This is a genomic window from Terriglobus aquaticus (genome assembly GCF_025685415.1).
GTDB lineage: Bacteria > Acidobacteriota > Terriglobia > Terriglobales > Acidobacteriaceae > Terriglobus > Terriglobus aquaticus.
In genome coordinates, this window is the sequence record NZ_JAGSYB010000001.1 from 1,174,397 (window position 1) to 1,193,884 (window position 19,488).

At 65.1% G+C, this 19,488-nt stretch carries 13 protein-coding genes; 7 read left to right on the top strand and 6 right to left on the bottom strand.

Translation table 11 applies throughout. From position 1 onward, the window contains the following. Entirely contained in the window at positions 1-279 is a 279-nt protein-coding gene (locus OHL12_RS04865) for a hypothetical protein (RefSeq protein WP_263412703.1), read from the top strand. An 85-nt stretch (positions 280-364) separates the two neighbouring features. Continuing rightward, a complete protein-coding gene (locus OHL12_RS04870; RefSeq protein WP_263412704.1) occupies positions 365-1,687 on the top strand; it encodes a carboxypeptidase-like regulatory domain-containing protein in 1,323 nt (440 codons plus the stop codon). 70 nt (positions 1,688-1,757) lie between these two features. Here OHL12_RS04870 and OHL12_RS04875 read toward each other — a convergent pair whose 3' ends face one another. Genes OHL12_RS04875 through OHL12_RS04885 form a run of 3 tightly spaced genes read right to left on the bottom strand, consistent with a single transcriptional unit; the run spans position 1,758 to position 5,049 of the window. Next, positions 1,758-2,189, bottom strand: coding sequence for a type II secretion system protein (locus OHL12_RS04875; RefSeq protein ID WP_263412705.1), 432 nt, complete (start codon positions 2,187-2,189; stop codon positions 1,758-1,760). Next, entirely contained in the window at positions 2,183-2,635 is a 453-nt protein-coding gene (locus tag OHL12_RS04880; RefSeq protein WP_263412706.1) for a type II secretion system protein, read from the bottom strand. The genes OHL12_RS04875 and OHL12_RS04880 overlap by 7 nt, the downstream gene beginning before the upstream one ends. Before the next feature lie 26 nt (positions 2,636-2,661). Further along, a complete protein-coding gene (locus OHL12_RS04885) occupies positions 2,662-5,049 on the bottom strand; it encodes a cohesin domain-containing protein (protein WP_263412707.1) in 2,388 nt (795 codons plus the stop codon). A gap of 360 nt (positions 5,050-5,409) precedes the next feature. Here OHL12_RS04885 and smpB point away from each other — a divergent pair, with 360 nt between their 5' ends. The 3 genes from smpB to OHL12_RS04900 all read left to right on the top strand — a co-directional run bounded on the left by smpB (position 5,410) and on the right by OHL12_RS04900 (position 8,000). Then, positions 5,410-5,940, top strand: coding sequence for an SsrA-binding protein SmpB (gene smpB, locus OHL12_RS04890; RefSeq protein WP_263412708.1), 531 nt, complete (start codon positions 5,410-5,412; stop codon positions 5,938-5,940). Between the two features lie 129 nt (positions 5,941-6,069). Then, positions 6,070-7,590: a leucyl aminopeptidase gene (locus OHL12_RS04895; RefSeq protein WP_263412709.1), complete on the top strand. Its 1,521-nt coding sequence runs from the start codon at positions 6,070-6,072 to the stop codon at positions 7,588-7,590. Positions 7,591-7,592: 2 nt separating this feature from the next. After that, positions 7,593-8,000 carry a response regulator gene (locus OHL12_RS04900; RefSeq protein ID WP_263412710.1) on the top strand — a complete coding sequence of 136 codons (408 nt, stop codon included), beginning with the start codon at positions 7,593-7,595 and terminating at the stop codon, positions 7,998-8,000. On the opposite strand, the gene OHL12_RS04905 is transcribed toward OHL12_RS04900, so the two are convergent. Together OHL12_RS04905 and OHL12_RS04910 are read right to left on the bottom strand one after the other, a co-directional pair. Continuing rightward, entirely contained in the window at positions 8,001-9,980 is a 1,980-nt protein-coding gene (locus OHL12_RS04905; protein ID WP_263412711.1) for an arginine--tRNA ligase, read from the bottom strand. It lies immediately after the preceding gene. Positions 9,981-10,070: 90 nt separating this feature from the next. Then, positions 10,071-11,201, bottom strand: coding sequence for a lysylphosphatidylglycerol synthase transmembrane domain-containing protein (locus OHL12_RS04910; protein ID WP_263412712.1), 1,131 nt, complete (start codon positions 11,199-11,201; stop codon positions 10,071-10,073). 119 nt (positions 11,202-11,320) lie between these two features. Between OHL12_RS04910 and OHL12_RS04915 the strand changes: the two genes are divergently transcribed. Together OHL12_RS04915 and OHL12_RS04920 are read left to right on the top strand one after the other, a co-directional pair. Beyond that, positions 11,321-12,856, top strand: coding sequence for a hypothetical protein (locus tag OHL12_RS04915; protein ID WP_263412713.1), 1,536 nt, complete (start codon positions 11,321-11,323; stop codon positions 12,854-12,856). A 131-nt stretch (positions 12,857-12,987) separates the two neighbouring features. Then, positions 12,988-13,896, top strand: coding sequence for an SDR family NAD(P)-dependent oxidoreductase (locus OHL12_RS04920; protein ID WP_263412714.1), 909 nt, complete (start codon positions 12,988-12,990; stop codon positions 13,894-13,896). Between the two features lie 70 nt (positions 13,897-13,966). Here OHL12_RS04920 and OHL12_RS04925 read toward each other — a convergent pair whose 3' ends face one another. Then, positions 13,967-19,396, bottom strand: coding sequence for a cellulose synthase subunit BcsC-related outer membrane protein (locus tag OHL12_RS04925; RefSeq protein WP_263412715.1), 5,430 nt, complete (start codon positions 19,394-19,396; stop codon positions 13,967-13,969). Positions 19,397-19,488 lie beyond the last annotated feature (92 nt).

The window sequence follows — 19,488 nt, forward strand, 5'->3', positions numbered from 1 at the left end:
ATGGGCCTGCTCGCCTCCGCCGTCCTGCTCCTCGCCCTCTTCGCCTACACCTTCTGGCCGGAAAAGAATCCCTTCACCCAGCGCGACCGCACCCGCCTCGACTTCCTGCAAGAGAGGCGCGAGGTTGTCATGAACAACCTCCGCGACCTCACCTTCGAGTTCCGCGCCGGCAAGTACCCCGCCGAGGACTACGCCACTCAACGCGAGATACTCGAGCGCGAAGCCGCCGAAATCCTGAGCGAGATCGACGCTCTCCAGGGCATTCCCTCGCGCGCCTGAGCCCGTGTCGGTGATCGCTCTTTGCAGAGCCACTCCATCGCGCGATGGACGCCGCAGCACCGCTCTCCACGTATGCTGAACAGGTATGCTCCAGCATTTCCGTCAGTACCTCGCCGGCCTCAGCTTGGCGCTGCTCAGCGGCACCGCTTTCGCCGCCGCCTCCATCACCGGCACGGTCACCAACCAGACCACGCATAAGCCCGCGGCCGGTGACGACGTCGTCCTCATCCGCCTTGCCCAAGGCATGCAGGAAGCCACGCGCACCACCACCGACGCGCGCGGCCACTTCGAGCTCACCGTGCCCGACGACGGCATCCACCTCGTCCGCGTCACCCACGAGAAGGCAAACTACTTCAAGCCCGCGCCTCCGGGGACGCAGTCGCTCGACATCGACGTCTTCAACGCCGCACCCAAGGTCGCCGGCGTCTCGCTCGACGCGAACGTCATCCGCCTGCAGACCGAGGCCGACGGCAAGAGCCTGCGCGTCGTCGAAAACTTCTTCCTCAAGAACGAATCGTCGCCGCCACGCACCCAGTTCAGCGACCGCGCGTTCGAGTTCAACCTGCCCGACGGCGCAGTCGTCGAGGGCGCCGCGGCCCAGGGCACCGGCGGCATGACCGTTCAGTCGCCACCCGTCCCGCTGCCCGAAAAAGGCCACTACGCCTTCATCTTTCCCATTCGTCCCGGCGGTCAGACCCGCTTCCAAATCTCGTACAAGGTCCCCTACAACGGCTCGCTGCAACTCGCGCCACTCGCCACCATGGCTACCGACAACCTGGTCGTGATGATGCCCAAAGCGATGAAGTTCGACGGGGGTTCCTCCTCGCCCTTCAACTCCGTTGCAGAAGAGATGGACGCGCAGACCTACGTCGCGCGCAGCGTACCCCAGGGCAAGACCACGGCCTTCACGGTCAGCGGCGTCGGCCAACTGCCCCGCCCCACCACCACGCCGAACGATGCCTCGCAACAGGACCAGGGCAACGCCGGCCCCACCGGCACTCCCGCCACCGGCGCAGACCCGAACGCCGACCCCGGCGCTAACACCAGCGACAAGCGGCCCGGCGGCGGCCTCGGCGCTCCCATCGGCAGCCCCGATCCGCTCTCCAAGTACAAGTGGTGGATCGTCGGCGGCCTCGTTCTCCTGCTGGCCGGTGGCGCCGGCTTCCTGCTCTCGCGTCCGCAAACCGCTGCAGTCACAGGCGCCCCGCAAACCGCCACAGCGGCTGGCCCGGCACCCGCACCGGGAAGCACGCTGATGCAGGTGCTGCGCGATGAACTCTTCACGCTTGAATCCGAGCGCCTCACCGGCAAGATCACCCAGGCCGAGTATGACCGGGTCAAGCCCGCTCTTGAGACCGTCCTCCAGCACGCTCTCACGCGTCACAACAAACCCACCCAGCAGGCCTGATCGACGCTGCGACAAACAGAAGAGGCCGGGAGCAATCCCTGCCTCTTCTCATTGCTTTCTTTCCGCCTGGCTACCAGGTCGAGTACGAAGACCCATCCGTCGCCCCACCGCCCGCGCCGGAATGCACGTTGTTGATCCCCGTGTCCGTCTCGTCCACGCTGTTGTAGCTGTCGCTGTGATCAAAGATCCACGTCTGCGACGAACTCGTAATCGGATCGATCGGGATGAACTTCAGGTACCCCGAAGTCACCAGGTCTTCCTTCGATTGCGGCGCCTTCTGCTTGTCTACCGTGTAGCTGTCGATCGCCTGTCTCATCGTCGCCAGATCTTCCCGAAGCACCGATTCCTTCGCCACCCGGATATGGTGCGAATACGCCGGCACGGCCATGGCAGCCAGCGTCGCGATAATAATCATCACCACGATCAGCTCCACAAGCGTGAAGCCCTGCTCTTCCTGACCGCCCTCAGTCACCGCTGTGTTCTCTCGCAGACGCGTCACCATGATGAGTATCTCGTCCCGTCCAGCGCCGTGCCGTCGCTCTTGCTATGAACGTCGAAAACGTTCTGTCCGCCCCAGCTTGTCGTGTCCGCATCGTCCTGCATCGACCGCAACTGCCACTCATTCGTCTTGGTCATGGGATCCACCGGGATCTCGCGCAGAAACCGCACCTTCTTGTCCTTCACGTCCACGCCATTCACCAACGTGTCCAGATCCGGCGGATAGTTGAACGAGTCCACCTTGGTCTGAAACGCTCCCCGGTCCGCCGCGTCCTTGTAGCGGTCGATCGCGTCCCGCATCATCCACAGGTCAGCGCGCAGCTCTCGCTCTTTCTGCCGCTTCAACTGGAACCGCGCAATCGGCACCGCCGCGGTGGCCAGCAGCGCAATAATGCTGACAACCACGATCAGTTCCACCAGCGTCATGCCGGCTTCGCCACGGTCTCGCATTCGGCACTGCTCGCTCGCGCGCATACCTATTTGACGTGCACGACCGTCTGGGAGCCCACTGCCGGCACATTTGCCTGGGCGCTGTTCTTCGCGCCCACCCGCGCCAGCGAGACTGTCGCATCTCCGGCGCCGATCGCCTTGAAGGTCAGCACCGCAACACTGCCCGTCCCGTCCACACCGCGCACTGCCGGCGGACGCGACACCGACACCGTCACCATCCCGTTGCCCTCATCGCGGTGAACCACTGACACAGCTTGGCCATCGCGCCCCAGCATCTCGCCCGAATCCACGTTCACCAGCGACAGCAGCTTGGGGTCGAACTGCACCTGCATCGGCGCGGCATACAGATCCTTCGCGTCCGCCGCCGCCACCGAAACCTGGAACGTGCTTCCCACAGCCTGCGTCGCGTTCGACGCCACCACGCTGAATCGCACCGGTGCCCCGCCCGTCGGCTGCGCGCTGACCGGACCGGTCGCCGCCTGCTGCACTCCGCTCGGCGAAATGGTGGGCTGATTCATCTGGTTATGAAGCGCGCTCTGCGCCGCTCGCTGCGCCTGCTCGCTCCCGACTTGGCCGATCATCGCGTTGGCAGCCTGTGCTGCGGTCATCCCCGTCGCCGGAATCTGCTGCCGTTGGAACGCTCCCGTCGTCACCAGCGCACTCGTGTCGCCGCTTGCGGCCGCCAGCGTGTCGTCATGCCGCAGCTCAAAGTGCGCGCTCGTGCCCGAGTCGATCGCTCGCGTATTCAGCCGCGTAATCAGCGGCTCGCGCACAATGTGCGGAATCAGCAGAAAGACGATCTCATCGTCCGTGTTCGTCTTCGTGTTGCTGCCCAGCACCTTGTTCAGGATCGGGATGCTTCCAATGCCCGGCGTTCCCGAGACCGAACGCTCCTCATCCTTGGTCAGCAGGCCGGCCAGAATGCTCGGTTCGCCTTCCTTCAACTGGATCGTCTGCTCCACGCGCCGCTGGCCGATGATGGGCTGCTGCACACCCGAGATCGTCACAGTGCCGCTCTCGTTCGAGATCTCCATCACCATCTTCAGCGTGATCTCGCGATCCTGGTGCACGGTTGGCGTCATCTCAATGTTCACGCCCACATCGATATAGGTGAACTGCGTGTTCACCAGCGAACTCACAATGGCCGTCGACGCGCCACTCGAAAATGATCCCGTAGCGATCGGAATACGCGACCCGATCTTCAACGTCGCCTTCTGGTTGTCCGTCGCACGTACGCGCGGGTTCTGCAGGATGCGCGTATCGCTGTCCGTCAGCAAGGCGTTCACCGCGGCCGTACCAATGCTCACCGCGATGTTCGAAGCCGTGAAGTTCGCCAGGTCGTTCAACGAGGGGTTGGTGGTCGTGCTGCTGGTGCTGGTTCCCGTCGTGGTGCTGCTCGTGCTGGTAGCGGAACTACTGTTCAGCGTCGACGATGTCCCGTTGTTCAACTGCGTTCCCAGTTGCACACTCTGTGGCAGCGTAATGCCCAGGTTGCGCGTGCGGGTCTTGTTCACTTCCAGCACCGCAACGTCCACAACCACTTCACTGCGCGGCCGGTCCAGGTTATTCAGCAGGCTTTCCACCAGCAGCAGTTGGTCGGGCGTGGAACGCATCACGATCGCGTTCTGGCTCGGCACCAGGAAGATCTTCGTCTGCGGGTCCAGCACATTACGCAGCGCCGTCAGCAGTTCATTCGCATCCGCCGCCGAAGCCGCGTTGGAAATGTAGAACGTCTGCACCGCGACCGTGTCCAGCTCTTGCCGCTTCTGCTGTGTGTTCGCCGCAACAAAGATCGTGTTGCTCGTCACCGGCTTCCAAAAGGTGCCGCTGATCGTGCCCAGGATGCGCAGAGCGTCGTACAGCGACACGTTCACCAGGTCCAGCGGAATGCGGCGAGACGTGTAGTCCGGGTCGAAGATCACGTTCAGCCCTGCGCTCTTCGCGATCGCCTGGTACAGCACCTTGGTGTCTTCCACCACGTGCAGCGTCACTGGCGCATTATCCACCGGCTTCAATTGGATCGGCCCCGCTACCGTCGACGCCGCGGCAGACGGTCCTACCGGCGCCTGCTGCAGCAGCGCCGCGCCGGGCGCGTTGCTCATGTCGCGCTCAACCGCAACAATCTCCTGCTGCGCCGTCTGGTTGCCGCCATCGATGGCCAGCGCGCGCTGAAACTCCGTCAACGCGCCGTTGAAGTCGCCGCTCTGGCGCAGGACCCTGCCGCGATCCACATGCGCCGCCGCGGCTGCAAACCGCACCCGCTCGAACTTGGTCTTGTAAATCAGGTTGTCCGGCCGCTGTAGAAGCGCCTGGCGATAGGCCTCGAACGCAGCGTCGTAGTCCTCATGCGCTTCCGCATCGGCGCCGCGCTTGGCCCAACTCTTCGCCGACTGCCCATGCGCCTGCACCGGCATCGCCGCGCCGCATCCTATGGCCAGTGTGGCGGCCAACGCCAGCCCCGCGCGCCAACCTGGCGCCCGCCGCTCCGTGCCGCGGCATACGTCGGATGAGGGGACAAGCCCACCGCTAAGCGGGAAGCGAAACGGCCACGTTGCGCGGCGCGAACCTGCGGAAATCAACCTCGTTGCCCCTCTGTGGCGCGCCAGGATGCACACCGCTTCCCGCCCTGAACCGCACGGCGAAAACAATTCGAAACGTGGCCTGGAATGCCTGAAAAGAATACCATCCGTGCCTGTTGGACGAGCCTCCGCGCAGAAGGGTAATGCCCGCTGTGCCCTGCCCGTCAACCCAGACTGGTAGCATCAAATCCAGCGATGCCCCACATGGTTTCCATGCCGACGCAGTCTGCGCCTTCCAAAAAGGCAAAGCCGCGCGATCCCATCGCCGTGGGCGACCGCGACGCCGCCGTCAATCGCGCCGCCAGCCATAACTACTTCCTTACCGACCGGTTCGAAGCCGGCGTCGCCCTGCGCGGCACCGAGGTCAAGAGCATCCGCGAAGGCAAAGCCAACCTGAAAGACAGCTACGGCCTGGTCAAGGATGGCGAGTGTTTCCTGCTCAACGCCCACATCGGTCCTTTCTCGCATGGCAACGTCGAGAATCACGAGGCCACCCGCACCCGCAAGCTGCTCCTGCACAAGGAAGAACTCCGAAAGCTTGCCGCCCGCACCCGCGAAAAAGGCCTCACGCTCATCCCCACCCGTCTGTACTTCCGCCGGGGCAAGGTCAAGTGCGAACTGGCCCTCGCCAAAGGCAAGCAGGACTGGGACAAGCGCGAAAGCGAGCGCAGCCGCGAGGCTGACCGCGAAGCCAAAGCCGCCATCGCCCGAGGCCAGCGCCGCTAAACACGGCTTCGGCGCGCTCCGTCCCACACGCCTTTTCACAGGTTGTTCTCTTTCGGAACCGCAAGCGGTACGCTCATCGGTTTTGCAGACGTGAAAAATTGCGGGCCAGTCCTGTAGCCTAAAGCAAGCATGCAGATCACGTTTGCTTCGGGAGAAGCCGCCTCCATCTCGTCGCCACTGCTCGCGGTTCTTGCCGTCGACACGTCTGACCCCTCGACCAAACCCGCATCGGCGACCCCCAACCTTCTCTCGGCATCCCTGTCCGGCTCGGCCTCGCTTGAGCGCGCCCTCTCCAGCGGTGAGTTCCGCGCCTCCGTCGGCGAAACCCTTCTCCTGCATACCCCCGCGAACCTGACTGCCGAACGCCTCTTGCTGGTCGGTGCCGGCGCTGCATCCACCGTCAGCGCAAACAAGCTTCGCCAGGCCGCCGGCAGCGCGGTCCGGTTTGCACGCGAGCGCTCCATCCGCTCCCTCAGCCTCCTCGTTCCCGAAACCGCGCTCGACCCCGCAGCGGTGGTCCGCGCCATCGCCGAGGGCGCGATCCTCGCCGACTTCGACCCGGACCTCTATCGCTCCGACCGCAAGGACCGCTCCATCCTTCATCTGGATCTGCTCCTGCCCTCCGTTGTGCCATCCCCGGCTCAGGACGCGGCGCTCGAAGTCGGCCGCGTCCTCGCCGAATCGCAGAACTTCGCCCGCGCGCTCGTACTCGAACCCGGCAACATTCTTCCTCCCAGCGAGCTAGCCCGTCGCGCCTCCGCCATGGCGGTCGAAGTCGGCCTCGCATGCCAGGTGCACAGCACCGAGTTCCTCCGCCAACACGGCATGAACGCCTTCCTTGCCGTGGCACAGGGCTCCGCGCAGCCGCCGGCGCTCATCCACCTCAGCTACGAACCGGCGAACACTCCGCCGGAAGGCGCTCCGCTGCTCGCCCTAGTCGGCAAGGGCATCACCTTTGACACCGGCGGCATCTCCATCAAGCCCGCCGACGGCATGGAAAAGATGAAGTACGACATGGCCGGGGCCGCTGCCATGCTCGGCGCCATGCGCGCCATCGCCCTGCTCAAGCCGGCCGTTCGCGTCCTCTGTATCGTCTGCTCGGCCGAAAACATGCCAAGCGGCACCGCCTACCGCCCCGGCGATGTTGTCACCGCCATGAGCGGCACCACCATCGAAGTCATGAACACCGACGCCGAGGGACGCATGGTCCTTGCCGACGGCCTGCACTATGCCCGCACCCTGGGCGCCACCCATCTGATCGACGCCGCCACCCTCACCGGCGCGGTCGCGGTGGCGCTCGGCCGGCTAAACGCGGGCATGTTCAGCAACGACGAAGAGACCTGCGCCCGCTTTACCACCGCCGCAGAATCGGCAGGCGAAGCCTTCTGGCGCCTTCCCTGCACGGACGAGTACCGCGACCAGATCAAGAGCAGCATCGCCGACATTCAGAACACCGGCATCGACCGCTGGGGCGGCGCCATCACCGCGGCCATGTTTCTCAAGGAATTTACCGCCGGCACGCCGTGGATCCACCTCGACATCGCAGCAATGGCCTGGATTGATGAAGCCCGAAACTACATCGGAAAGGGTCCCTCCGGTGTCGCAGTCCGATCCGTCGTCGACTGGGTACGGTCTTACGAAAGGCGTTAGCCATGGCGAACCACACGCACACCTTCGACAAAACGGCCCTCTCCGGCGTTCGTGTGCTCATTGTGGATGACGAACCTGTGCTGGCTTCAACCTTCTGCCTCGTGCTGCAACTCGCGGGCGCCTACGCCCGCAGCGCCGAACACGGTGCCCTGGCACTTGCCACGCTTGAAACCGAGCGCTTCGACCTGATCCTCTGCGACAAGCACATGCCCGTGATGACCGGCCCCGAGTTCATCCGGGAGTTGAATCGCCGCGGCGACACCACCCCCATCCTGCTCTTCATCAATGCTGCCGACTATTCGAGCATGGAGCAGATTCGCGACCTGCGCATCGACGGTACGCTCGCGAAGCCCCTACTCCCGGCAGAACTCGTGCAGGCCATCCGCGAAACGCTCCGCCGGAACGCCTGACTACATCGCCAGCGGCACCGCGATACCCAGCCAGCCCAGAACCCGCGTCAGCTCTCGTTGGGCTACCGCAACCGTCGCCAGCAGCAGCGCCTTGCGCTCCGGATCGGCCTCGTTCACCACGTGATTGCGGTGGTAGAAGTTTGAAAACTCCTGCGCAATCTGAAACGCATACCGCGCCAGGATGGCAGGCTCCGCCGCTGCAATGGCCTGCTCCAGGGTTGCGGTCACCCGCGACAGCAGCAGCCAGAAGCTCCAAATCTCATCCTCGCCACTCAGGCCGGTAAGAGGCAGCTCGGCCAGGTTCTCCAGAGCCTCCTCCGGTGCCACGCCCGCTTTGCGCAGAATGTTCGCGGCGCGCACCGCAGCGTATTGCACATACGGCCCGGTCTCACCCTCAAACGACAGCGCATCCTGAAAGTCGAACGCGAGAACCGTATTACGCGTGTACTTCAGCATGAAATAGCGCAGCGCGCCCACGGCGATCGCATTGCCGTTCTCCCGGCATTCCTCGGCCGACATCTCCGGATTCCGCTTCTCGGATTCCGCTGTCTCCGCCGCGATCAGCCGGTCCAGCAGATCGTCCGCCTTCACGCCAAAGCCCTTGCGCCCGCTCACCTCTAGGTACGCCTTGGCGCGGTCTTCCTCGCTCAACGAGTAACCCAGATCTTCGGCGCACCGCGGTGTCAGCGCCACCATGGCGTAATTCACGTGCGTGTACTGGTCCGCCGCTTCGGTATAGCCCATACCGCGCAGGGCCTCGCGCACATTCGCCTGAGGATCATTCTGCCGCGAATCTACGAAGTTATAGATCGCGTCGGCATGCCCGAAGTGGGGCTGCTCACCATCGCCAAGCTCGGCCGAGATCCAGCAGGTGCGCCCCGGATATTCCCGGAAAACGCGATACCCAAAATCGGTACCCAAGAGGCCGAACTTCCACAGGTGGTAGGCAATGTCTTTTCCGACATACGTGACCGTCCCGTTCGAACGCACGATCACCTTGGCGTCCAGGTCCGTCTCACCCTCTTCCACCGCCTCGGTTCCGGCCCGCCGCATTACCCAGCAGCCCGCGTTCTTGCCAGCCGTCTCCTGGTACAACACGCCGCGCTGCACCATGATCTGCCGCGCCCGCTCCCAGAAGTGCAGGTGCAGAATCTCGCTCTCCCGCGGCAGAAAGTCGTACTCGATGCCGAGCCGGTTCATCGTCTCCAGGTGCCGCGACAGCACCGCCGTCGCCAGCAGGTCGGCGATCTGTGCGGTCTCACCTTCCCCATGCTCCAGCGCGTGCAGCGTCTGCAACCGCACCGCGCGGCGCGCCTCTTTCTGTGCCGGGTCCGCGTCGTACCACTGCGAAACGCGCGCATACAGATCCCACAGGTAGTAGTCCACGCGCTCGCCACGCGCCGCCAGCTCCAGCAGCAACTCGTGTACGGCCTGCAGGTCCTTGCCCTGCAGGTGCTGCAGTGCAACCACCACGTCCGCAACCTGCACACCCGTGTTATCGATGTAGTTCTGCACGCCGATCTGCCATCCCGGCTTGTACGCGTCGGGCCGCAGCATCCGGGCAAACGTGTCGCCCAGGATAGCGTTGCGCAGGTGCCCCACGTGCGCCGCCTTGTTCGGGTTAATGCTGGTGTGCTCCAAGAGGCGGAAGCCCGGCCCACCTACCGCAGAGTGCTCATCCGCCGCAATCGCCTTCACCATCGCCGCGCGATCCAGTCGCACGTTCAGGTATCCCGCTCCCGCGACCTCCACCGAGCTCACACCCTCAACACCCTGCAACGACTCCGCCAGCTCCGTCGCAATCGCACGCGGCGCCTTCCGCAACCGCTTGGCCAGCTCAAACGCGACCGGCAGCGCGATCTCGCCCAGCGACACGGACGGCGGCTGTTCCGCCGCAATGCGCTCCAACGAAACGTCGTAGCGCTCCCGCAGCACCTCGCGAATGCGGTCCAGCACGGCCTGTTGCAGCTTGCGATACATCCTCTACCCTCGTGCGGCGCGGTCAGCACGCCTCTGTTCTTTTCTCCGCTGCGGCATCCCGGCTCTCAGCGCAGCAATCGCCAGGCGAGCCTACGAAATGCCGGGAGGCGTCGCCGCGGGCAGCTCGCTCGGCAGTTCCGCCAGGTCGTCACGCAACGGCCGCGTCGCTGCGCCGCGCGCTACCCGGTGCGCCAGAAACGCAATGCCGCCCGCAATCGTAACGCTGAAAAACACCACAACGTGCACCAGGATGCCGTACAGCCCGGAGATACCCGGGGCCGCTCCCTGGCTCGTCATCGCCGCCTTGCAGAAGTTCTCATACACGCCGATTGCTCCCGGCGAAGACGGGATCAGGAATCCCAGGTTGCTCAACGTCACCGCCAGCCAGGGCCCTCGCGGCAGCACGGCAATGTCCAGCATGCGAGCAATCGACACAAAGATCATGCCCTCGCACAGCCACACCGCCACGCTCGACACCAGCAGGAACATGCGCCCCGCAAAGCTCAGCTTCAGCACCGAATCAAACAGCAGCAGCGCCCAACGCTGAACCTTTTCGGTGCGTGCGCCCCCAGGCATGCGACGCACCAGCGCCTCCACCATCCGCTGTAGCAGCGACGCCCCAAACAGCAACAGCACCAGCCCCAGCGCAACCACCAGCAGCACCGGTTCTGCAAAGTGCAACACGTTCAGCGAATGGCCGCGCACCAGCACCGGCGGCAGGGCATGCGCCGCATGCACCAGCAATCCCACCAGGAACAGCAGCAGCGTAAAGATGTCCAGCAGCCGCTCCAGGATCACGGTACTCAAAATCGTCGACGACGACGCGTTCAGGTCGTTCGCATACGTGAACACCCGCAAGAAGTCACCAATGCGGAACGGCAGCACGTTGTTCGCCGCAAAGCTGGTCAACAACACCCGCGAACACACCGCAAAGCTGGCCGCCCCGCTGCGCCGCAGCATGAACCACCAACGGTAGATGCGCAGCGTGTAGCTGCCCACAAGGAACAGCGTCATGCCCACAATCCACACTGGATGAACCAGGTGCAGCGCGCGCAGGTCGTCGTAGTGGATGCCGCGGATCGTGCGCCACAGGAAAAACCCGGAGATGCCGAATCCCGGAATCAGCTTCCAGATCTCGCGTTTGCGGTCCTTGCGACCCTCTGTGCCGATGGCGGGCTCGGCCGGTGTCACGTCACCCGGACCCACTGTGTCTGTCTTCAAAGGTCCTGCCGGCATGCTCCTTGCATCATACGATGCCAGGCGCCCTGGCCTCGCCTGTTCCGAACGACGGAACCGGTGACACGGCCCTTGTCGCCCCGCCCACGGAACTCATCTGACGCATGTCACCCAGCCAGATCCGGCCCTTGCCGCACCAACCAAAGCCGCACGCGCCATCGCGATGGTCCAGTCACGCCTGGCTCGCCTTCATTCTCGCCGCGTCGGCGCTCGCCCTGCTCCTGCTTGGCTACCATCCTGACGCGGAGGACGGTGGCATCTACGGCGCAGCCATCGCGGCCCGAATCGACCCCGCCCTCTTCCCTCACGACCGCGTCTGGGTCACCGCGCACACCCGTTTCGCCCTGTTCGTGCCCACCGCGGCAGCCGCCGTCCGCATCCTGCACCTTCCGCTGTCCGCCGTTCTTTTCGGCATCCAAGCCCTTGGGCTGGTGGCGTTGCTCTGTGCCGCCGCACATCTTGCGAAGAGCTGCTTCCCGCTGCAGACTCGGCCCTGGCTCCCGGTCCTCGCGGTAGCTGTCGCGGCGGGTCTTCCCGTCGCCGGCACGGGACTCTACGCCGTGGACCCCTACAGCACCGCTCGCAGCCTCACAACGCCGCTGCTGCTCTTCGCGCTAAGCTTCGCGCTCCGCCATCGCTGGCCGGCCGTAATCCTATGCTGGGCTGCCGCGGCCACCTTGCATCCCCTCATGGCCATCTGGGGAGCTCTCCCCCTTCTGGTTCTCGCCAGCCTGGCAACCTCAAAGCCGCGCCGTTGGATCATCGCTCTTGCCCTCGCGATCTTCCTTATCGCCGCACTGTTGGTCACCACCGCTCCCGCTGAGACGGCCGGCACCTACGCCGTCGCCCACACCCGCGCGTACTGGTTCCCCGCTCAGTGGAGGTGGTTTGAGTGGGCCGGCGCCGTGGCTCCCTGCGCTCTGCTCCTTCTCATCGCCAGGCTGTCCGGTCTGCCCCGAACGTCGAACCTGCACCGGCTCACGGCCGCCGCTTGCCTCACCTCTGCCTTGGCGGTCCTACTCGCACTCACGTTCGCTCGCGAAAGCTCAACTAGCCTGGCGGTCGCGCGGCTCCAACCTCTGCGTAGCCTCCACCTGGTCTTCATCGCCCTTTTCCCAGCGGCCGCAGCCTTCCTCCAATCGCGCCTGAAGAGCCTGCCCCAGGCTGCCCTTCCCATCCTTGCCTGCGCTGCCCTGGGCGCGTCCACCTTTGCCATGCAGCGCTCGCTGTATCCGCACACCGCGCACATGGAATGGCCCGGATTACCGCCCTCCAACCCTTGGCAGGCCGCCTTCGCCTGGTGCCGTGACCACCTGCCCACCCCTGCCCTCGTCGCCCTCGACAGCAACTACATCAACTACCCCGGCGAAGACAGCCACGGCTTCCGCGCCGTCGCCCTGCACTCCACCCCTCCGGATAACGTGAAAGATGCCGGTATCGCCGCCGTCCTCCCCGGGCTCACCCCCTCCTGGCAAGCGGGCGTCGCCGCCACCACCGGCCTGAACACCGCATCGGACACCGAACGCCGCCAGCGGCTCCTGCCTCTTGGCGTAACCTGGATCGTTCTTCCGGCCGCGATGCCAACGGCTCTCACCTGCCCATACCGCAACGCGGCCGCGCAGGTCTGCGAGCTCCGCTAACCCGCTCCGACCCATACGAACCGGCGTCTTTTGACAGCCCGCACTCGCGCCGCGCCACCAAGACAGTCGCCGGTGCGCGGCACACACCCGCATCTCACCATCGTGAGCTCGCTCACCTGAGGACCCGACCCATGCCGGATGCAACACCCGAAGCAAACCCCACCTCGCAGACTTTCTCGCCGTCCGCCCTGCGCGGAAAGACCGCCGTGGTCACCGGCGCGGCTCGTGGCATCGGCCGCGCCGCCGCCATCGCCCTTGCAGCCGCCGGCGCAAACGTCGCCGGAATCGACCTTGCGACCACGGTGGACCCGCGTTCCGGCGTTACCCCATCGACCCCCGACGAACTAACCCAAACCGGCAATCTGGTCCAGGCCAAAGGTGTTCAGTGGCACCAAACTATCCTGGATCAGCGCGACCGCTCCGCCGTCCGGCGGGCCGCCAGCGAGATCGAATCCGCTTTCGGCAAAGTAGACATTCTCTTTGCCAACGCCGGCATCCAGCAGTTCCACCCGTTGCTGGAGATGACCGACGACGACTGGGACATCACCATCGACACCAATCTGACCGGCACCGCGAACGTCCTGCGCGCATTCGCCCCTGGCATGGTGCGGCACAAATCCGGGCGCATCATAATCACCACCTCGACACAGGGCGAGCACGGAACGCTCAACGGCTCCGCCTACTCCTCGTCCAAGTTCGCCCTGATCGGCCTTATGAAGTCCGCCGCCCTCGAACTCGGCAAGCACGGCATCACCGTCAACTGCCTGGTTCCGGGGCTCATCGACACCCCGCTCACCCGCCACGAGGAGCGCTACGCCCAGGCACTCGAAAAGTCCGGCAAGACCCCGACCGGGAATGTCGAGGAAGACGAGAAGGCGGCAAAAGAAGGCCTCACCAAGAGCTCGCCTCTCCGCGTGCCCTGGATCGATCCGGACGACATCGCACCGACGGTTGTCTTTCTCGCGTCCGAAGCAGCGCGCATGATCTCCGGCGCCAGCTTCGCCGTTACCGCAGGAGACAGCGCCAACAACCTGGCTTAACGTCGTCGGGGCGGATGCTCATCGCATCCGCCCCGCATTCATCCTTCCCGATCGACTGACTCGACTGTCTCTACGGAACCCGCAGCGGCCTCAACCCGTTCGATGGGAAGAGCCCGGTCGGGTAATCGTCCGTCGGATACTGCGACTTGAAGAGGTAGCGCAGGAAGATCGTCGGCTGCACCAGCGTGTAGTTGTTGGTGTTGTTCGCCTCCAGCGCCAGCCCCGCATACCAGTGATCCGTCACGCGGTAAGACGCCTCGCCCGTAATGCTGAAGTTCGCTCCCGTTCCCGTGTTCAGCGGCTGGTACGCGGTCGCACAGTTCCGCTGCTGCAGCGACAGCACCGTGCAGCCTTGCAGCGCCGCGGTTTGCAGCGCCGCATCTTCCGGCAGCGGGAAGTACGGATCGTTGTTCTCGTGGAACGTCTGCACACCGACGGCCGCCTGCGCAACGTAGTGCCACGCGTTCCCCGAGTGCCCTGTAAACGTCACCGGCACCGTCCCCAGGATGTACACATCCGGACTGAAGTACCCGCCCAGGCCATACGACGTCGCACGCTCGTTGTGGTCGAAATGCGCCGCAAAGAGGCTTCCACCCACGTTGAGCGTTCCGATGCCCGGGAACGTGTGTACCCGGAAGTACGCTCCACCCGTACCCTCGATACGCCGGTTCTCCAGCACATGGAAGCCGGTCAGTGTCGCGTAATCCGCGCTGGCGTACAGCCCGGCACGCTCATTACCTTGATCCAGCCGAACGCCGCCACCGGTTGCGATTACACCGCCCCAGATATTGCCTGTGTTCGAGAAGCCGATGGACCCGGGATCGCGTAGACCGGCGTACGAAAGCTGCGTATCCTTCACCGGCTGCCGCTCGGCATAGAACGAGATCGGCCCACCCGCCGGACGGTACCGGAAGCGGCCCGTGATGTTCGACACAAGGAACTCGTACGGCGTGTACCCGACCGCCAGGCCGAAGTTCTGCGTCGTCATCTGGATTTCACCACCCACACCCGACGCATATTGCGGAGAAGGCGTGTTCGTCGCCGCAGCCGACAGCGATCCCAGGTACGGCACAAATCCGGTGGTGTACCGCGTCGCATCTACGGTTCCACTGCTTAGGAAAACACCCGTCGGAACGATCGTGAACCGAGCCGACTTGCCGGCCACCACGCTTGCCTCAAACGGCAGCTCGAAGTCGTACAACCGATTCAGGCCGGGGTCGCCGCTGCGCGTCCGCACATAGGAGTTGCCGCCCACCCATCCGCTGTAACTCGCCTCCAGCTGTGCCAGGTCAAGCTCTTCCTGTTGGCGCTGCGTCAGTGGCGGCCCGCCATCCGCACCCGCCGTCGTATCGGGCAGGCTATAGCTGCCGCGCAGTGGCGGCACGTTCCGCGCCACCAGTTGGGCATCCGTGGGCGCGGTCTGTCCGTTGTTGTAGGGCGGCAGATCCGGGTACGGCTGCGACGAAAGCGCTGACGGCACGGCCGGATAGAAGATCGGAGGCGCTCCCGGACCAAACGCCGCCACTGAGCTGGGCTGCCGGCGCGCCGTCGATCTCCGCCGGGCCGTTGTGGTCGTCCCCCGGGTCGGCCTCGGATACTGCTGCCCAAACCTGCCGTTATCCGGCGCCTGCGGGAACTGTGTCGTCACCGTGCGCGAGCTGTTCCCATTCGCCGACGAACTCGCCGCCGGGTAGCTCGTCGACACATCACTGGGCGCAGTGTTCGTGGGCGCGGTCGCGGGCAGGCGCGACGGCCGGGCCGTCTGCCCAGCGGCGGGCGCCAGCGATCCATACTGCGCCTGGTGCGCATCGCTCAGGTCTTCAGCCGAATCTGCTTCGGGAGGTCCCTGCACGATCTCCGGCTCCGACTGGCGGCGGCGCACCTCCGCAGCCTCTGCTGCGTCGTCCTGATCGTGATGCACTTTACCGCGCCGTGTCGTCTTCGCATTGTGCAGCGGCACCAGCTTGCCCTGCGCCGTCGGAAAATCCGTGATGATCGTCTGGCTCGGCAGATCGACCGTGCTCGCGTTGTACGACACCGCGGGGGATCCCTGCTGGGTGGGCGGAACATACGGCACGTACGGCCCGTACACCTCACCGTTCCCGAACTGCCCGGTCTGCGCTCCCTCAGGATGTGCAGCCTCTACCCGGGCAACAACTTCCGTCAGCCCATCGCCGGTCGCGGGGGAACCCGCCGCCGTCGCCGACGCCACCGCTCGCCGGATCTGCTCCTGCTCGTCTGCCCGCTGTGCCGCCACGTAAACATCCGGCGCGGCGTTGCCACTCGGCTTCGCATCCGCGGGAATGTCCGTCTCCGACATACCGGGGTACCCCATCGTGGAACCCACCGCGGGGTTCGACAGGTTCGTCGCCGGAGGAGCATAACTGCCTTGCGGGATCACATAGGGATCGCCGCCGTTCGCAGCCGGCGGTTGATAGTTACCCAGCGTCGATCGAGTCCTCGATCCATTTGCTCCGCCGCCCGGGTTGCGCATGTACTGCGGAACCGCGGGCGCACTTGCCTGCCCTCCGCCGCTGCCGACCTGAACCGGCGCCGGCCCGTACGCATTGCTGTAGCTGGGAAGATACGGCCTCGGTGCGGGCAATGCGGCCGCGCCCATGCCCGTCGGATCGCTGCCCGGTGCAAGTAGGGTCGCCAGGTCCTGCGGCTGGTTAGCCGACGGCAGCGCCCGAGGGTTCAACGGCATCGGCGCATTCAGAATGTTCGCCAACTCCGTTCCTGGATCTGGTGGCGGCAGCGCCGCCAACGACGCCTTGTAGTAGTCCGCCGCGCGCCCACTGTCTCCGCGAGCCTGCTCAAACTTGGCCGCCAGGTTCAGCATTTCGCCGTCTTTCGGGTATTGGTTCAGCCCGAAGCGAAGCCACGTCTCCGCGGCCTTCATGTCGTTCGCCGCAAGCGCGGCACCCACCGCCGTCTTGTAATCCGAAGCCGATGCCGAGGTCATATCCCCCGACTTGAAGATTGCAACCGCCTCTTTCGGCAGCCCCGCCCTCTGGTACCCACCGGCCAGCGCGCGAATTACTGCCGGATTATCCGGAAACGTCTTCGCCGCCGCATTCAGGATCTGCAGCGCCCGTTTGCCATTGCCCGCCGCGCTTGCCTGGTTGGCGCGCCGCACCGCCCAGCTTGCCCAGATGGTCTGCACCGTACGACGCTGATCGTCCGACAGGTCCTGCCGGCTGCCCAGCACCAGCAGCTGGCGGTACAGGCCCGTATCGTTGTTGCCGTTGAACAGCAGCCACGCGTTCTGAATGTCGATGTCCGCAGGCGGCATGGTGTGTTGCGCCGCGTAGTGCTGCTGCACCCGGTTCAGAAACAGCATCGCCTGCCGAGGCTGGCCAAGTCCGTTGTAGATTTGGCCAACCGTCTGCAGGTAATCCACGCTCTGCTCCAGTTGCTTGCGAACTTCGGGCGGAATCTGCTGAATCTGCGCCAGCGCCTCCTGGTCGCGACCCGAGCTGTGCAGCGTCGTCAGCAACCCGCGCCACGCGTCCACGCGGTCCGGGTTCTGGCTCAGCACGCGCTGGTAGATCGGGTAAGCCCGTGCCGGATCGTTCCGCTGCAGGTAAAGCCCGGCCAACTGCAGCTGCAGCGGCACCGGAACCAGTTGACCCGTCGTGTTCTGCTGCGCAATCGCATTTTCCAGCAGGCCCTGCGCCAGGTCGTACTTGTTGTTGCTCTGGTACACCGCCGCCACGGCGCTCAGGAATCCCGGATCCCGCAGCGCCTGGTCGTACACGCTCGGCGGCATGCTCTCCACCGTCTGCAGCGCAAGCTGGTCGTTGTGCATGGCATGCTCGGCATTCACCAGGCCCTGCCACGCCAGCACGTTGTTCGGGTCCTCCGCCAACACCTGCCGATACAGCCCGCTGGCTTGTTCAATGCGGTTCGCCTGCAGCAACAGGCTGGCGTACTGCAGCTCCGTTTCCGCCTTCACGCCCTTGGCCTCTGCCGGAAACGGCAGGTCCAGGGCCGACCGCAGCACCCGCTGGGCGTCGGCATCGCGGCCCACCGCGGAATACGCCGAAGCCAGCGTCCGCAGGTACTCCGGATCCCGCATCAACTGCGCGCGAATGCTCGCCGGAATGCGCCGCTCGGTTCCCAGCGCTGCTGCCGCGTCTCCCGCCTGGTACTGCGCCATGAACAGCGAGCGCCACGACTCCGCCCCCGGCTTCACCTTCACAAACTGCTCAAAGTACGGAACCGCCGCCTGCGCCTGCCCCGCCTTCATCAGCGTTCCACCCAGACCCTGCAAAGCCTCGGGGCTGGTTGGCCGCATCTGCAGCGCCTGCTGATACTTCTGCTCGGCTGTAGCCAGGTCATTCTCGTTCAGCGCCACGCCGCCCTCGCTCAGCGTGTAGTAGAAGCGCGAGGTCTCGAGGTTCTTGTCCAGCCCGGGGTCCTTCGCCCCGTTCTCTTTGGCCTGCTCCAGGAACGAGATCGCCCCGCCAAAGTTCTGCTGGTTCATGCGAAGGTAGCCCATCCCCGCCAGGGCACGCGCATTCTGCGGGTCCTTCGCCAGGATCGCCTTGAACCGGCTCTCCGCGTCGTCAAACCGCTTGCCGTTCAACGCCGAATACGCCGCCGCCAGCTCCGTGCCTTCGGCGCGCTCTTCCAGCGTCTCTTCGCTTACCACGGCCGATCCCGCACCTGCAGAACTCCGCCGCGCCGCAGCCGCCGAACGCGCTGCCTGCGCCTGCGTGTTGCGCAAAGCCTCTTCCAGTTGCGGATCCTTGTGCTTCTGCAGGTACGCCCGCAAATCCGCTGCCGCGGCCGGGTTCTGCGAATCCCAAACCAGCGACTGCCGCAGCGCCTGCATCGCTTCCGGGTTGTTCGGATGACGCTCCAGGTACCGGCGCCCCTCCGACCGTGTCGACGGGTTGTAGGTCAGAATGCGACCCAGCGCAATCTGGTACCGCGAATCCTGCGGAAACCGATCGATCAGCGACCGGAACCCTGCAATCGCGTGCGGTCGCCCGTCTTCTGTCGCCGCTTCCGTCTGGTAATACGCCAGGGCCCAGTCGCCCGGCGGCGGCTGCGTTCCAAATACCTGGCGATAGATGTTCATTGCCTGGGCGTAGTTCCCCTGCTCGGCCAGCTTGCCCGCCCGCTGCAGCGCCGCAAGCTGGTTCGGCTGTGCCTGCGCCGACTCCGCCCGCGCGATCCCCGGATCGTTCGGGTTGATCGCCCGCAACTTCTCCAGGTACGTATTCGCCAGCGTCGTGTTGCCGGACACCTTGGCCGCCCTGGCAAGCCCACCCAGCGCTTCCGTGTTCTTCGGATCCGCGAGCAGCACCTGCTGCCAGGTCTGCGCCGCCATGTCCATGCGGCCCCGCGTCTCCAGGGCGTGAGCCTTGTCAAGCAACGCCTGCGTCGCCGCGGCATTGCCCTGAGCCCGGACCGGCACCACCATACATGCACTCAGCGCCAGCGCAACGCCGAGGCATGCCACGGCCGGAATGTGTCCCATCTGTCTCATCGGTTCAGTCCAAGAGCCGCCAGGGCAGATTCTCCATCTCGCCGGTGCGGATCTTCGTCCGCCGGCGTAAAAGTTCCGGTGTAGCAGCATCT